Genomic DNA, 14,948 nt, shown 5'->3' with positions numbered 1-14,948 from the left:
ACCCGTGCGAGGCTGGAGGCGGCCCACCGGGCCGCCTCCACGGCCGACCACCATCCCTGGGAGACCCATCCATGAACGCCGCCGAAGGCGAAGCGCGGATCCTCGTCGTCGACGACGAACCGGCCGTTCGCGAGGCCCTGCGCCGCAGTCTCGCCTTCGAGGGGTACGCCGTGCAGACCGCGGTCGACGGGCTCGACGCCCTCGACAAGGCGGCCTCGTACGCCCCCGACCTGATCGTCCTGGACATCCAGATGCCCCGGATGGACGGGCTCACGGCCGCCCGCCGGCTGCGCGCCTCCGGCAGCGTCACCCCGATCCTGATGCTCACCGCCCGCGACACCGTCGGCGACCGCGTCACCGGCCTCGACGCGGGAGCCGACGACTACCTCGTCAAGCCGTTCGAACTCGACGAGCTCTTCGCCCGGGTCCGCGCCCTGCTGCGCCGCAGCTCCTACGCCGCCGCACGGGCCGCCGGCGAGAGCCACGAGGACGCCCTGACCTTCGGCGACCTGCGCATGGACCTCGCGACCCGCGAGGTCACCCGGGCCGGGCGGCCGGTGGAGCTGACCCGGACCGAGTTCACGCTGCTGGAGATGTTCCTCGCGCACCCGCGCCAGGTCCTGACCCGCGAGCAGATCCTCAAGACCGTCTGGGGCTTCGACTTCGAGCCCAGCTCCAATTCCCTGGACGTGTACGTGATGTACCTGCGCCGCAAGACGGAGGCCGGCGGCGAGCCGCGCCTGGTGCACACCGTGCGCGGGGTCGGCTACGCCCTGCGCGCCGGCGAGAGCGGGCCCGAGTGAGCCCGACGGCCAGATTCCGCGCGCTGCCGCTGCGCTCCCGCCTCGCACTGCTGGTCACGGTGGCGGTGGCGCTCGCGGTCGCGGCCGTGGCGGCGGTCTCCTGGGTGATGGTCCGCACCCAGCTGCGCGAGCAGCTCGACCGCTCCCTGATGGCGACGAACGTCGGCGCCGAGGTGAGCCGGACCCTGGTGCAGAACGACTGCCTCCCGCCGCCGCAGCAGCCCCTGCAGCAGATCGCCGGGAACCTGGGCGCGACCGTCCAGATCGTCCGGCCCGACGGCAGGCACTGCTGGGTCGCCGGGCCCACCGCCCTGCCGGTGACCGGGGCCGACAAGGAGATCGCGGCGGGCACGCGGGGCAAGACCCTGCAGACCGTGACGACTTCCGACGGCGTCGAGATGCGCGTCTACACGATCCCGGTGGTGGTCCCCAACACCGGCCAGGTCTGTTGCGGCGTCTCCATCGCCAAACCGCTCGCCGACATCGACAAACCCCTGTCCACCCTGGCCTGGGTGCTGCTCCTGGTCTCCGGGATCGGCATCGTCGGCGCCGGGGTCGCCGGCCTGTGGGTGGCCCGTACCGGACTCCAGCCCGTCGACGAGCTGACCGACGCCGTCGAGCACATCGCCCGCACCGAGGACCTGACGGTTCGGATCCCCGACGCCGGGGACGACGAGATCGCCCGCCTGTCGCGGTCCTTCAACTCGATGACGGCGGCCCTCGCCTCCTCCCAGGAACGCCAGGCCCAGCTGATCGCGGACGCCGGACACGAGCTGCGCACCCCGCTGACCTCGCTGCGCACCAACATCGAGCTGCTCGCCCGCAGTGAGGAGACCGGCCGGGCCATCCCGCCCGACGACCGGCGGGAGCTGCTGGCCTCGGTCAAGGCGCAGATGACGGAGCTGGCCTCGCTGATCGGCGACCTGCAGGAGCTGTCGCGGCCGGACGCCGGAGCGGGGGGCCCGCTCCAGGTGGTCGCCCTGCACGAGATCGCCGGGGCCGCGCTGTCCCGGGCCCGCCTGCGCGGTCCGGAGCTCCGCTTCGACTCGGACCTGCGGCCCTGGTACGTACGGGGCGAGGCGGCGGCGCTGGAGCGGGCGGTGGTCAACGTCCTGGACAACGCGGTGAAGTTCAGCCCGCCGGGCAGCACGGTCGCGGTGACGCTGCGGGCGGGCGAGCTGACCGTACGGGACCACGGTCCGGGCATCCCGGCCGAGGACCTGCCGCACGTCTTCGAGCGGTTCTGGCGGTCCGAGTCGGCCCGCGCCCTGCCCGGCAGCGGATTGGGCCTGTCGATCGTGGCCCGTACGGTGGCGCGCGCGGGCGGCAGCGCCGAGCTCCGGGCGGCGGCCGACGGCGGCCCGGGCACGGAGGCGGTGCTCCGCATCCCTGGGGCGCCGACCCCGCCGCCCTCCGATCCGTCAGTTGTGCCCGATCAGTGAGGCGACCAGGCCGGAGCGGGTGTTCGGGAAGTCCATCGGGACGACGCCCAGCCCGGTCCGGCCGGCCAGCTCCCCGCCGTCGACGAACGAGTGCACCTGCGGGTTCAGCCGGTCGGAGTTCCAGCGCGGCGGCATGTACGCCGCGGTGCTGACGTAGTTCACGAAGAGCTTGCCCGGCTGCTGGACGGCCTTGCGGAAGTGGTTCTCGATCCGGCCGCGCTTGGCGAAGGGCTCAGTGTTGTAGTCGTCCTGGATGTCGAAGACGTTGCCGTCGCCGTAGCGCAGGCCCGGCAGGCCGCCGTTGTCGGCGAGCAGGACCACCTTGCCGCGGGCCTGTCCGAGGGTGGGCAGGGTGTCGGAGATCCGGAACAGGGGTCGCCAGCCGCGGTTGTCCAGGTAATCGTCGAAGACGGCGCGGAAGGTGGTGTCGCTCTCCCCGGAGTACTCCTGCTTGACGCGCATCAGGACGGTCTCACCGGGGTGCGCGGCGAGGAAGTTCCAGCAGGCGACGAGGACGTCCCCGAACATCAGGTCCTGGAAGAAGGCCGCGTGGTGGATGGCGAAGGAGCCGCCCGTAACCCGGCAGCGGACGTCGAGGAAGCGGATGCCGGAGTCGAGCTGCTGGGCGATCGAGGTGTTCTGACAGGCGACGTAGAGGCCGCCCTTGGTGGCGCCGGAGTCGTGGGTGCCGGGGATGGTCATGCGCTGGAGGACGGTGGAGTCGCCGAGGCCGGCCATCCAGTCCTGGGTGCCGAGCGTCGCGGCCGAGGCGGGTGCGGTCCCCAGTCCCAGGGTCGTGCCGGCGGCCAGTGCTCCGGCCAGGAACGCCCGCCGGCCCAAGCCCGTGCGCCGGCCCGAGCCCGTGTCCGTGTGCAGGCCCGTGTCCGCGTCCCTGTCCGTGTCCGTGCGCGTGCCGATGCCCATGGCCATGCCCGCCCCTTCGCCGACCCGATGATGGCCGGATTATGGCGTGCACACGTCAGCTATACTACCTGTCGGTAGCGGTCAGCTCTCGAGCAGCTCGACCATGGACCGCAGCCCCTGGAGGAGCTCGCGGCCGTCGGGGGCCTGCTCCGGATCGGTCAGGGTCTGCACCATCACCCCGCTGAGCAGCGCGATGTGCATCGAGCCGAGGGCCCGTACGTCCGCCTCGGAGACCTCCTCCTGCGGCACCCCGCGCAGGGCCGCGGCCACCATCCGCCGGTTGCGGCGCTGCCCCTCGGCGAGGATCGCGAGCAGTTCGGGCGAGGACTGCGCATGGACGAAGGCCTCGACGGAGGCCAGCCAGAGCCAGCGCATCTCGCCGAAGTCGCGGATCTTGCGGTCCCAGGTGTCGGCGTAGCGCTCCCCCGCGGTCTCGCCCTCACCGGTGAGCCGACCGGACCCCGCGGCCCACTCTTCCATGGCGGCGAACAGGGCCTGGTTGAGGAGGGCCTCCCGGGATCCGAAGTGGTAGCCGATCGCGGCCATGCTCACCCCCGCGGCCGTGGCGACGTCCCGCACGGTCGTGCGCAGGTAGCCCTTCTCCTCCAGGCAGCGCCGCGCTCCGGCCAGCAGGTCCTCGCGATTTCCCATGCGGGGATCGTAGCCGCGGCAGATCTTGCGCAAGCGCCCAATACATCTGTATTGCGCGCTTGCCTAAATCCTGGCAGGCTTCAGGCACCGTCAGATCAGAAGACCGACGAAACGGGGAGGAACACCATGCAGCGCCACGAGATGAAGATCGACGACCGCACCCTGTCCTACGTGGACTCCGGCGGCACCGGCCGCCCACTGCTGGCCCTGCACGGTGGCCTGTCCGAGGGCCTCGCCTTCGCCGGACTCGCCGCGCACCTCGGCGACGCCTGGCGGGTCATCGCCCCCGACCAGCGCGGCCACGGCGGCTCGGACCGGGCCCCGCACTACCGCCGCGAGGGCTACGTGTCCGACGCCGTCGCCCTCCTCGACCACCTCGGCCTGGACGCCCCCGTGGCCCTCCTCGGCTACTCCCTCGGCGGCCTCAACGCCTACCACCTCGCCGCCGCCCACCCCGATCGGATCTCCGCACTCATCGACGTCGACGCCACCGTCGAGATCCACCCCACCACCGAGGGCCCCCTCTTCGACTTCCTGCACGGCATGCGGTACACCGCCCCCACCCGCGAGGAACTCCTCGAAGCCGCCGGGCCGGTGGGCGCCCAGTTCGTCGAGCAGGCCCTGCGCCCGCTCCCCTCCGGCGAGGGCTGGCGGCTACCGTTCCACCCGCAGGACATGCTCGACTCCATCGAGGCCTGCCGGGGCGACCACTGGGACGCCTGGCTCGCGAGCACCTGCCCGGCCGTACTGATCCACGGGGTCCACAGCCAGGCCCTGCGCCGGGACACCGCCGACGCGATGGTCGCGCGCCGCCCCAAGACCTCGTACACCCCCCTGAACGGCGACCACTTCGTGCCCTTCACGGACCCGGACGCCTTCCACACCGCGGTCGGGACGTTCCTGGCCGCCCTCTGATCCGTCCGGTCCCCGCGCCACGGGGGTGCACGGGGAAACGCCGAAGGGGCGGCGGGCCGACCGGCCCACCGCCCCTTCGGGCGCGCTGTGTGCGGGGGTTACTTGATGACGGTGATGCGGTTCGCCGCCGGCGGGGCGATCGGGGCGGCCGCCGAGGAGTTCTTCGTCAGGTAGGCGTTGAAGCAGTCCAGGTCGGACGCGCCCACGAGCTTGTTCTTGTGCTCCTTCAGGACGGTGAAGCCGTCACCGCCGCCCGCGAGGAACTCGTTCATCGCGACTCGGTAGGTCTTGGCGGGGTCGAGCGGCACGCCGTTCAGCTTCACCGAGTCCACGACGATGCGGTCCGCGCCCGCCTTGGTCGAGTCCAGGGTGTACGTGAAGCCCTTCGACACCTGCAGGATCTTCGGGTTCGGTCCGTTGACCGGACCGCTGACCTGCTGCTGGAGCGCGGTGATCAGCTGTGCGCCGGTCAGGTCCACGATGTTCATCATGTTGGTGAACGGCTGGACCGTGAAGGACTCGCCGTACGTCACCACACCGTCGCCCTCGTCGCCCGAGGCCTTGTAGGCGAGGTCCGAGCGGATGCCACCCGGGTTCATGAGGGCCAGCTGCGCACCGCCCTTGTCCGCCGGGGCGAGCGCTTCGAGCTGCGCGTCGGCGATCAGGTCGCCGAGCGGCTTCTCGGGGGCCTCGGAACCGCGGCCGGGGATGTCGGCCGAGATGAAGCCCTGCGGACGGTTGGCGATCGGGGCCGCCAGCGCCTTCCAGCGGTCGATCAGCTCGGTCATGTCCGGGGCCTTCGGCTGGTCCCGGCCCACGATCTTGTTGATCGGCTTCGGCGAGGTGACCGGCGTACGGACGATGTCCTTGGTCTGCCGGTCGTAGGTGAGGGTGGTGTCGGTGAACAGGCGGCCGATGGAGGCGGCCGAGGTCACCGTGCGCGGGTTGCCCGCCGGGTCCGGGATGTTGCAGGCGTACGCCTGGTGCGTGTGGCCGGTGACCAGCGCGTCGACCTTGGAGTCCACGTTCTTGGCGATGTCCACGATCGCGCCCGAGATGCCGGCGCCGGCGCCCGGGACGTTGCAGTCGTAGTTGTAAGCGCCACTGGCGGGCAGGCCGCCCTCGTGGATCAGCGCGACGATCGACTTCACGCCCTGCTTGTTCAGCTCGGCGGCGTACTTGTTGATCGTCTCGATCTCGTCGCCGAACTTGAGGCCCTTGACGCCCTCGGCGGTCACGACGTCCGGAGTGCCCTCCAGGGTGACGCCGATGAAGCCGATCTTCACGTCCCCCTTCTTCCAGACGTAGGTGGGCGACATCAGCGGACGCTTGGTCTTCACGTCCGTGACGTTGGCCGCGAGGTACTGGAACTGGGCGCCGGTGAACTCCTTGCCGAATTCGAAGCAGCCCTCGACCGGGTGGCAGCCGCCGTAACCCATGCGGCGCAGCTCGGTCTTGCCCTCGTCGAACTCGTGGTTGCCGACGCTGGAGACGTCCAGACCGATCTTGTTCAGCGCCTCGATGCTCGGCTCGTCGTGGAAGAGCCCGGACAGCATCGGGCTGCCGCCGATCATGTCACCGGCCGCGGCCGTGACGGAGTACTCGTGACCCTTGCGGGCCTCGCGCAGGCTGGTCGCCAGGTACTCGACACCGCCCGCGGGTATGGCCTTGGTGGTGCCGTCGGCCTGACGCTCGGTCACGGTGCCGGACGAGCCCTGCGGGGGCTCCAGAGTGCCGTGGAAGTCGTTGAACGACAGCATCTGCACGTCGACGGTCCGGCTCTTGGCCGCACCGCCACCACTCGCGGCACCGGCCGGCAGTGCGGCGGCGACCATGGCCCCGGCGCCGGCGGTGACGGCGAGGGCGGTGAGGGTCAACCGGCGGGTTCGGCGGTGCCGTTGTGGCGTCACTGACATTTAATCCCCTTATGTGGCAGCGGGAGAATGTGGGAGGTCCGCCGAAGCCTATGGTCAACGCGCGTAGCTCTACCAGTGGGTAGGAGTATCGCGTTGGTTACGTGCAGAAGAACGACCGACCCCCCAACCCGCACTCCGCCCGTCACCCGCGGCGGTCGTAGGCTCGTGCCATGACTGACGCAGCAGCGGCCCTCGAGCCGGGACGGCAGATTCAGACCCTCGACGAGCTGACGGAGGAACAGGCGATCGCCGTGCTCGACCTGATCGAGGACGCGGCACGCACCGACGGCACCACCGCCGTGTCCGAACAGGGCCGGCTCCAGCTGCGCGGCGGACCGCGCGAGGGGATCCGGCACTTCCTGCTCACCGAAGGCGGCCGGCTCTCCGCCTACGGGCAACTGGAGGACACCGACCCGGTGGAGGCCCCCGCCGCCGAACTCGTCGTGCACCCGGCCCTGCGCGGCCGCGGACACGGGCGCGCCATGGGCACGGCCCTGCTGGCCGCCTCCGGCAAGCGGCTGCGGGTATGGGCGCACGGCGGCAAGTCGGCCGCACGGCACCTCGCGCAGGTACTCGGCCTGACCCTCTTCCGCGAGCTGCGCCAGCTGCGCCGGCCACTGGCCGGCGGGGACCCGCTGCCGGAGCCGGTGCTCCCGCCGGGGGTGACCGTACGGACCTTCGTGCCCGGCACCGACGACAAGGCCTGGCTCACGGCGAACGCGGCCGCCTTCGCCCATCACCCCGAGCAGGGCTCGCTGACCCAGCGCGACCTGGACGACCGGATCGCGCAGCCCTGGTTCGACCCCAAGGGCTTCTTCCTCGCGGAGCGCGACGGCGAGCTCGTCGGATTCCACTGGACGAAGGTCCACGCGGCGGAGCAGCTGGGCGAGGTCTACGTGGTCGGCGTACGCCCGGGCGCCCAGGGCGGCGGCCTCGGCAAGGCCCTCACCGCGATCGGCCTGCGCCACCTGGCGACCCAGGGCCTGCCGACGGCCATGCTCTACGTGGACGCCGACAACCCGGCGGCCCTGGCCGTATACGAGGGCCTCGGCTTCACCACCCACGAGGTCGACCTGATGTACCGCACGGAAAGCTGATCCGCCTGCGGCGCCGCTCCGGGTCCACGCCCAGCCCCGCCGGCGATTGAGGCGCGACAAAACCAGCCTCGCCGGCGTTTGAGGCGCGGGTCCGGGCAGCGCCCGGCGGGGGCCCGGGGGCGGAGCCCCCGCAACGGCGCCGCACCCGCGCACGCCGGGGCGCACCGCACCGCCACCCCCGCCGGGAGGCAAACCGCACCGGCCCCCGCCACCCCCGCCGGGAGGCGACTCGTGCGCCATCCGGACCCGGGAAGCCACACGCCATTAACCAGGCATTCAGAAGCGCTTGCGACTCTCCCCCAATGCAGCCCCGACTCCGACTGACGGCGAACCCTTCCGACGCGCCTGTCCTGCCGCTTGCGCGGAACAATGGAGTCATGAGCCACCAGCCCAGCGCAGGCCCCACCGAGGTCCCCGCCCAGCACCCGTCTCACACCCCCGCCGCCACCCCCGGCCGGTCCGCCACCGGAGCCCACGCCCGCATAGGCTCCATCTCGGCGCACCGCCCGCACGTCGACCTGGAGCCCGATCTCGACGCGGATCTGGACGCCTACGACGACAAGGACGGCGACGAGCTCCCGCCGGGACGCTTCCTCGACCGGGAGCGCAGCTGGCTCGCCTTCAACGAACGGGTGCTGGAGCTCGCCGAGGACCCCACCACGCCCCTGCTGGAGCGCGCCAACTTCCTGGCGATCTTCGCGAGCAACCTCGACGAGTTCTTCATGGTGCGCGTGGCCGGCCTCAAGCGGCGCATCGCCACGGGCGTCGCCACCCGCTCGGCCTCGGGCCTCCAGCCCCGCGAGGTGCTGGACCTCATCTGGACGCGCTCGCGCGAGCTCATGGCCCGGCACGCCGCCTGCTTCCAGCAGGACATCTCCCCGGCCCTCGCCGAGGAGGGCGTGCACCTGATCCGCTGGCCCGATCTCACCGAGAAGGAGCAGGCCCGCCTCTTCACCCTGTTCCGCAACCAGATCTTCCCGGTGCTGACCCCACTGGCCGTGGACCCCGCGCACCCCTTCCCGTACATCTCCGGCCTCTCCCTGAACCTGGCCGTGGTCGTGCGCAACCCCGTCAGCGGCCACCGCCACTTCGCCCGGGTCAAGGTCCCGCCGATCCTCTCCCGCTTCCTGGAGGCCTCCCCGCAGCGCTACGTCCCGCTCGAGGACGTCATCGCCGCGCACCTGGAGGAGCTGTTCCCCGGCATGGAGGTGCTCGCGCACCACATGTTCCGGGTCACCCGCAACGAGGACCTGGAGGTCGAGGAGGACGACGCCGAGAACCTGCTCCAGGCCCTGGAGAAGGAGCTCATGCGGCGCCGCTTCGGCCCGCCCGTGCGCCTGGAGGTCGAGGAGTCCATCGACCCGGGCGTCCTGGACCTGCTGGTGCAGGAACTGAAGGTCAACGCCTCCGAGGTCTACCCGCTGCCCGGCCCGCTGGACCTGACCGCCCTCTTCGGGATCGCCTCGCTGGACATCCCCGAGCTCAAGTACCCGAAGTTCGTCGCCGGCACCCACCGCGACCTCGCCGAGGTCGAGTCCGCGTCCGCGCCCGACATCTTCGCCGCGCTGCGCGAGCGGGACGTCCTGCTGCACCACCCGTACGACTCCTTCTCCACCTCGGTGCAGGCCTTCCTGGAACAGGCCGCCGCCGACCCGGACGTCCTCGCCATCAAGCAGACGCTCTACCGCACCTCCGGCGACTCCCCGATCGTGGACGCCCTGATCGACGCCGCCGACTCCGGCAAGCAGGTCCTCGTACTCGTCGAGATCAAGGCCCGCTTCGACGAGCAGGCCAACATCAAGTGGGCGCGCAAGCTGGAGGAGTCCGGCTGCCACGTCGTCTACGGGCTCGTCGGCCTCAAGACCCACTGCAAGCTGTCGCTCGTCGTCCGCCAGGAGGGCGAGACGCTGCGCCGCTACTCGCACGTAGGCACCGGCAACTACCACCCCAAGACGGCCCGGCTCTACGAGGACCTCGGCCTGCTCACCGCCGACCCGCAGGTCGGCGCGGACCTCTCCGACCTCTTCAACCGGCTGTCCGGCTACTCGCGCCGCGAGACCTACCGCCGGCTGATGGTGGCGCCCCGCTCGCTGCGGGACGGACTGATCGCGCGGATCGACAAGGAGGCCGCCCACCACAAGGCCGGCCGCCCCGCCTACGTCCGGCTCAAGATGAACTCGATCGTCGACGAGGCCCTCATCGACTCGCTCTACCGGGCCTCCCAGGCGGGAGTGCCCGTCGACATCTGGGTGCGCGGCATCTGCGCGGTGCGCCCCGGGGTCCCCGGGCTCTCGGACAACATCCGGGTCCGCTCGATCCTCGGCCGCTTCCTGGAACACTCCCGGGTCTTCGCCTTCGGCAACGGCGGCGAACCCGAGGTGTGGATCGGCAGCGCCGACATGATGCACCGCAACCTCGACCGCCGCATCGAGGCCCTGGTCAGGGTCGCCGACCCGGCCCACCGCGCGGCACTGGACCGGATGCTGGAAACCGGGATGTCCGACGCCACCTCCTCCTGGCACCTGGGCCCGGACGGCGAGTGGACCCGGCACAGCACGGATGCGGACGGCCAGCCGCTGCGGCACGTACAGGAGACGCTCATAGACGCCCGGAGGCGCCGGCGTGGCTCAGCCAAACCATGACCCGATTACGGCGACGGCGGACGCAGGTGCCGTGCTCGGCGCGTACCTGCGCGCCCAAGCAACCGCTTTCCTCCGCGCGCTGCGCCTCCACGGTGAAGGCACGGCGGGCGGGGCCGATGCCGCCGAAGGAAGCGATGCGGCGCGCAGCCTGCGGGGGGCTGCGCGCCGCATCAGCGGATCCCTGGCCACCTTCCGGGTGGTGACCGAGTCCTCCTGGGCCGACGGGTTGCGCACCGAGCTGGTGTGGCTGTCCTCGACCCTGGCCGACGAGCACGCGTACGCGGCCCGGCTGACCCGGCTGATGGAGGCCCTGCACCGGCTGTCGGGGTCCCCGGAACTGCCGGCGCCGCGCGGCTCGGCCGGCGCGCTGACGGTGGGCTCGGCACGGGCGGGCGCGCTTTTGGAACGGCAGCTGACCCTGGCCCGTACGCGCGCCCACTCGGCCACCCTCCAGGCGCTCGGCTCCTCCCGCTTCCACGCGGTGGCGGACGCCGTGGCGGTGCTGGCCTCGGAGGTCCCGCTGGACGCGGTCGCGGCCCGGGGCCGGGTGACGGAGGTACTCGTCCCGCTGGCCGCCGTGGCCGAAACCCGACTGTCGGCGGCGGTCGCGGCGCTGCCCCCGGTCGACGGGGCCCATCCGTACAACGCGGACCACGACGGGCCCTGGCACGAGGTGCGCCGCCTGCTGCGGGTCCACCGGTACGCGCGGGAGGCGCTCGGCGAGGACGTGAGTCGGCCGGCGGCCGCGGGCGAGGCCCTGGACCGCCACCGTGACGCGGCCGAGGCGGCGACCGCCTCGGCGACGGCGGCCCGCACCCCGCGCATCGCCCCGGCGACGGCCTACGCCCTGGGCGTCCTGCACGCCGACCAGCGCCACGAGGTCGAGGCCGCCCGTCTCGAGTTCCAGCACATCTGGCTCCCCGAACCCGCGGTCACGCCGCGATAACGTGCGGGTAACGGATGATGACGGCCATGGGTGACCGGACCGGGATGCACCGGGTCGTCCGCCACGGTTCACCATCCGTTCACTCGGGCCGGTCGGCTGCTTCACCTGTTCTGCCTAATTTCGGTGATGCACGGAGCGAGTCGCCCGGAGGTCGAGCAGCTCAGCCGCGCACAACCGACGTAGTCCTCTTCGCACGCCGCCCCGATACAGAAAGCGGCCGGCGGCTTCTGGAAGGAACACCCGAAAAGTGAAGCTTCAGCGCAAGAACATGCTTCGTGCCTCCGCCCTCGGGGCGCTTGTCGTGTCCGGCGCCCTGGTCCTCACGGCGTGCGGCTCGGACGACAACACCAAGACCGCCGACGGCTCGGCGAAGCCCTCCACGGCCGCCGCGGGCGACATCAAGTGCGACGACGCCAAGGGCAAGCTCCTGGCCTCCGGCTCCTCCGCGCAGAAGAACGCCATCGAGCTGTGGATCAAGAACTACATGGCCGCCTGCTCCGGCGTCGAGGTGAACTACAAGTCCTCCTCCTCCGGTGAGGGCATCGTCGCCTTCAACCAGGGCACGGTCGGTTTCGCCGGCTCCGACTCGGCGCTGAAGCCGGAGCAGGTCGAGGAGTCGAAGAAGATCTGCACCGGCGGTCAGGGCATCGACCTCCCGATGGTCGGCGGCCCCATCGCCCTCGGCTTCAACGTCGCCGGCGTGGACAAGCTGAACCTCGACGCCGCCACGGTCGCCAACATCTTCAACGACAAGATCAAGAAGTGGGACGACGAGGCGATCAAGAAGCTGAACCCCGGCGTCACGCTTCCCTCCACCGCCATCCAGGCCTTCCACCGCTCCGACGACTCGGGCACCACCGAGAACCTCACCAAGTACCTCAAGGCCACCGCGGGCGACGCCTGGCCGTACGAGGCCGCGAAGAAGTGGGCCGCCCCGGGCGGCCAGTCGGCCTCCGGCTCCTCCAGCGTCGCCGCCCAGGTCAAGCAGGTCGACGGTGCGATCGGCTACTTCGAGCTCTCCTTCGCCAGCTCGCAGAACATCAAGACCGTCGACCTGAACACGGGCGCCTCCGCCCCGGTCAAGGCCAGCGGTGAGAACGCCTCCAAGGCCATCGCCGCCGCCAAGGTCGCCGGCACCGGCTCCGACCTGGCCCTCAAGCTCGACTACACCACCAAGGCCGAGGGCGCCTACCCGCTCGTCCTGGTGACCTACGAGGTCGTCTGCGACAAGGGCAACAAGCCCGAGACGCTCCCGACCGTGAAGTCCTTCCTGAACTACGCCGCCTCGGACGCGGGCCAGAAGGTCCTCCTCGAGAACGGCTACGCCCCGATCCCGGCCGAGATCAACACCAAGGTCCGCGAAGCCATCAACGGCCTCGGCTAAATCCTGACCCCGGGTCCGGTCCGCTCCCCCGTCCGGGAGCGGACCGGACCGGGACCCTTCCCCTTCACCCGGGGGAATCCGGTGCACCGCCGCCAGGGGGCCTGCCCCCCACACAGACCGGAAAGACCATGGCTTCCACCACACCCACCCAGATAGACACGGCTCCGCCTGTCACCCGTAGCGGAGGATCCACCGGCCGCGCCGGTGACAAGATCTTCGCCGGGCTCTCCAAGGGCTCCGGCATCCTGCTCCTGGTGATCATGGCGTCGATCGCCGCCTTCCTCACCTACCGCGCCTCGATCGCCCTGTCGAAGAACGAGGGGAACTTCCTCACCACCTTCGACTGGAACGCGTCGGCCAACCCGCCCGTCTTCGGCATCGCCGTCCTGCTCTTCGGCACCGTCGTCAGCTCGATCGTCGCGATGGCCATCGCCGTCCCGATCGCCGTCGGCATCGCCCTGTTCATCTCGCACTACGCGCCGCGCAAGCTGGCCGCGCCCCTCGCCTACGTGGTCGACCTGCTGGCCGCCGTGCCGTCGATCATCTACGGCATCTGGGGCGCCCTCTTCCTCGTCCCGCAACTCAACGGCCTGAACCTCTGGCTGGACGAGTACCTCGGCTGGACGTACGTGTTCGAGAAGACCCAGGTCGGCGTGGCCCGCTCGCTCTTCACCGTCGGCATCCTGCTCGCGATCATGATCCTGCCGATCGTGACCAGCGTCAGCCGCGAGGTCTTCCTCCAGGTCCCGCGCATGAACGAGGAGGCCGCCCTGGCCCTCGGCGCGACCCGCTGGGAGGTCATCCGCATGTCGGTGCTGCCCTTCGGCCGCTCCGGCGTCATCTCCGCCTCGATGCTCGGCCTCGGCCGCGCACTCGGCGAGACCATGGCCGTCGCGACCGTCCTCTCCCCGAGCTTCCTGATCTCCGGCCACATCCTGAACCCGGGCGGCGGCACGTTCGCGCAGAACATCGCCGCGAAGTTCGACGAGGCCAACGAGTTCGGCCGCGACGCGCTGATCGCCTCCGGTCTCGTCCTCTTCCTGCTCACCCTGCTGGTCAACGGTGCAGCTCGCCTGATCATCGCTCGCCGCAAGGACTTCTCGGGGGCGAACGCCTGATGAGCCACGCAATCCAGGACCAGCGGCCCACCCGGGCCCGCAAGTCCGCCGCCCCCGCCGGCCTCACCCGCGGCGGCCTGCCCCGCTGGGCCCCGGCGGCCATCGCAGCCCTCTCGATCGCCCTCGGCTGCGGCATCGGCCTCGCCTTCGGCCTCCAGAGCAAGATCCAGTGGGGTCTGCTCGCGGCACTGCTCTTCATCGCCGTCACGTACACCGCCAGCGCGGTGATCGAGAACGGCCGCCAGGCCAAGGACCGCGTCGCGACCTCCCTCGTGTGGGTCTGCTTCGTCCTCGCGGTCATCCCGCTGCTCTCGCTGATGTGGACCACGATCAGCCGCGGCCTGAAGCTCCTGAGCGGCAACTTCCTCAGCCACTCGATGAACGGCGTGACCAGCTTCGACGAGGGCGGCGGCGTCTACCACGCCCTGCTCGGAACCATCGAACAGGTCGCCCTCGCCACGCTGATCGCGGCCCCCATCGGCCTGCTGACCGCCGTCTACCTGGTCGAGTACGGCAAGGGCAGCCTCGCCAAGTCCGTCACCTTCTTCGTCGACGTCATGACCGGCATCCCCTCCATCGTCGCGGGCCTGTTCATCCTGACGACCTGGAACCTGATGCTCGGCTTCGGCCCGTCCGGCTTCGCCGGCGCCATGGCCCTGTCGATCCTGATGATGCCGGTCGTGGTCCGCTCCACCGAGGAGATGCTCAAGCTCGTCCCGAACGAGCTGCGCGAGGCCGCCCTCGCCCTCGGTGTGCCGAAGTGGCGCGTGATCCTCAAGGTCGTGCTCCCGACCGCGATCGGCGGCATCTCCACCGGCCTGATGCTGGCCGTCGCCCGCATCGCCGGCGAGACCGCGCCGATCATGCTGCTGGTCTTCGGCTCCCAGCTCATCAACGGCAACCCCTTCGAAGGCGCCCAGTCCTCGCTCCCGCTCTACATTTGGGAGCAGTACAAGGTCGGCAGTGAAGCCTCCTACGACCGGGCATGGGCCGCAGCGCTCGTCCTGATCGCCTTCGTCATGATCCTCAATCTGGTGGCCCGCGGCATCGCCCGCTGGAAGGCCCCGAAGACCGGTCGCTGACGCGACTCATGAAAGCGAAGTGACCCCC

Annotated in this window: 12 protein-coding genes; 9 read left to right on the top strand and 3 right to left on the bottom strand. The window is 71.0% G+C overall.

Features of this window, described 5'->3' with window-relative positions; translation table 11 throughout:
• The first annotated feature begins 71 nt into the window (after positions 1 to 71).
• Positions 72 to 803, top strand: a complete 732-nt coding sequence (locus tag ACIQK6_RS00175) for a response regulator transcription factor (protein WP_329100513.1) — start codon at positions 72 to 74, stop codon at positions 801 to 803.
• The gene (locus tag ACIQK6_RS00170) at positions 800 to 2,245 is read left to right on the top strand and encodes a HAMP domain-containing sensor histidine kinase (RefSeq protein WP_329100512.1); all 1,446 of its coding nucleotides are present in this window, start codon (positions 800 to 802) and stop codon (positions 2,243 to 2,245) included. The genes ACIQK6_RS00175 and ACIQK6_RS00170 overlap by 4 nt, the downstream gene beginning before the upstream one ends.
• Here ACIQK6_RS00170 and ACIQK6_RS00165 read toward each other — a convergent pair.
• Complete coding sequence (locus ACIQK6_RS00165; RefSeq protein WP_402694269.1) at positions 2,225 to 3,169, bottom strand: phosphatidylinositol-specific phospholipase C; 945 nt, start codon at positions 3,167 to 3,169, stop codon at positions 2,225 to 2,227. The two genes, ACIQK6_RS00170 and ACIQK6_RS00165, sit on opposite strands and share 21 nt — an antisense overlap.
• Positions 3,170 to 3,250: 81 nt before the next feature.
• Entirely contained in the window at positions 3,251 to 3,820 is a 570-nt protein-coding gene (locus ACIQK6_RS00160) for a TetR/AcrR family transcriptional regulator (protein WP_329100510.1), read from the bottom strand.
• Between the two features lie 126 nt (positions 3,821 to 3,946).
• Between ACIQK6_RS00160 and ACIQK6_RS00155 the strand changes: the two genes are divergently transcribed.
• Positions 3,947 to 4,735, top strand: coding sequence for an alpha/beta fold hydrolase (locus ACIQK6_RS00155; RefSeq protein WP_402694032.1), 789 nt, complete (start codon positions 3,947 to 3,949; stop codon positions 4,733 to 4,735).
• Positions 4,736 to 4,833: 98 nt separating this feature from the next.
• Here ACIQK6_RS00155 and ACIQK6_RS00150 read toward each other — a convergent pair whose 3' ends face one another.
• A complete protein-coding gene (locus ACIQK6_RS00150) occupies positions 4,834 to 6,651 on the bottom strand; it encodes a bifunctional metallophosphatase/5'-nucleotidase (RefSeq protein WP_402694031.1) in 1,818 nt (605 codons plus the stop codon).
• Between the two features lie 170 nt (positions 6,652 to 6,821).
• Here ACIQK6_RS00150 and mshD point away from each other — a divergent pair, with 170 nt between their 5' ends.
• The 6 genes from mshD to pstA all read left to right on the top strand — a co-directional run bounded on the left by mshD (position 6,822) and on the right by pstA (position 14,920).
• The gene (gene mshD, locus ACIQK6_RS00145) at positions 6,822 to 7,748 is read left to right on the top strand and encodes a mycothiol synthase (protein WP_329100503.1); all 927 of its coding nucleotides are present in this window, start codon (positions 6,822 to 6,824) and stop codon (positions 7,746 to 7,748) included.
• Between the two features lie 377 nt (positions 7,749 to 8,125).
• Positions 8,126 to 10,390, top strand: coding sequence for an RNA degradosome polyphosphate kinase (locus tag ACIQK6_RS00140; protein ID WP_329100501.1), 2,265 nt, complete (start codon positions 8,126 to 8,128; stop codon positions 10,388 to 10,390).
• The gene (locus ACIQK6_RS00135; RefSeq protein WP_402694030.1) at positions 10,371 to 11,336 is read left to right on the top strand and encodes a CHAD domain-containing protein; all 966 of its coding nucleotides are present in this window, start codon (positions 10,371 to 10,373) and stop codon (positions 11,334 to 11,336) included. Before ACIQK6_RS00140 ends, ACIQK6_RS00135 begins: the two co-directional genes overlap by 20 nt.
• 247 nt (positions 11,337 to 11,583) lie before the next feature.
• The gene (gene pstS / locus ACIQK6_RS00130; protein ID WP_402694029.1) at positions 11,584 to 12,720 is read left to right on the top strand and encodes a phosphate ABC transporter substrate-binding protein PstS; all 1,137 of its coding nucleotides are present in this window, start codon (positions 11,584 to 11,586) and stop codon (positions 12,718 to 12,720) included.
• A gap of 128 nt (positions 12,721 to 12,848) precedes the next feature.
• Positions 12,849 to 13,838, top strand: coding sequence for a phosphate ABC transporter permease subunit PstC (pstC, locus tag ACIQK6_RS00125; protein WP_030009314.1), 990 nt, complete (start codon positions 12,849 to 12,851; stop codon positions 13,836 to 13,838).
• Entirely contained in the window at positions 13,838 to 14,920 is a 1,083-nt protein-coding gene (pstA, locus tag ACIQK6_RS00120; protein ID WP_329100496.1) for a phosphate ABC transporter permease PstA, read from the top strand. The genes pstC and pstA overlap by 1 nt, the downstream gene beginning before the upstream one ends.
• Positions 14,921 to 14,948 lie beyond the last annotated feature (28 nt).

The organism is Streptomyces sp. NPDC091682 (assembly GCF_044756625.1).
In the GTDB taxonomy this organism is placed as follows: Bacteria; Actinomycetota; Actinomycetes; order Streptomycetales; family Streptomycetaceae; genus Streptomyces.
The sequence above is the reverse complement of the archived record's forward strand: the minus strand, read 5'-3'. Positions and strand labels throughout refer to the sequence as shown.

Coding starts and splice junctions, on each gene's coding strand:
- ACIQK6_RS00155 (WP_402694032.1), top strand. CDS start 3,947: ATGCAGCGCCACGAGATGAAGATCGACGACCGCACCCTGTCCTACGTG.
- ACIQK6_RS00140 (WP_329100501.1), top strand. CDS start 8,126: ATGAGCCACCAGCCCAGCGCAGGCCCCACCGAGGTCCCCGCCCAGCAC.
- pstA (WP_329100496.1), top strand. CDS start 13,838: ATGAGCCACGCAATCCAGGACCAGCGGCCCACCCGGGCCCGCAAGTCC.
- ACIQK6_RS00175 (WP_329100513.1), top strand. CDS start 72: ATGAACGCCGCCGAAGGCGAAGCGCGGATCCTCGTCGTCGACGACGAA.
- pstC (WP_030009314.1), top strand. CDS start 12,849: ATGGCTTCCACCACACCCACCCAGATAGACACGGCTCCGCCTGTCACC.
- ACIQK6_RS00160 (WP_329100510.1), bottom strand. CDS start 3,820: ATGGGAAATCGCGAGGACCTGCTGGCCGGAGCGCGGCGCTGCCTGGAG.
- ACIQK6_RS00165 (WP_402694269.1), bottom strand. CDS start 3,169: ATGGGCATCGGCACGCGCACGGACACGGACAGGGACGCGGACACGGGC.
- ACIQK6_RS00150 (WP_402694031.1), bottom strand. CDS start 6,651: ATGTCAGTGACGCCACAACGGCACCGCCGAACCCGCCGGTTGACCCTC.
- mshD (WP_329100503.1), top strand. CDS start 6,822: ATGACTGACGCAGCAGCGGCCCTCGAGCCGGGACGGCAGATTCAGACC.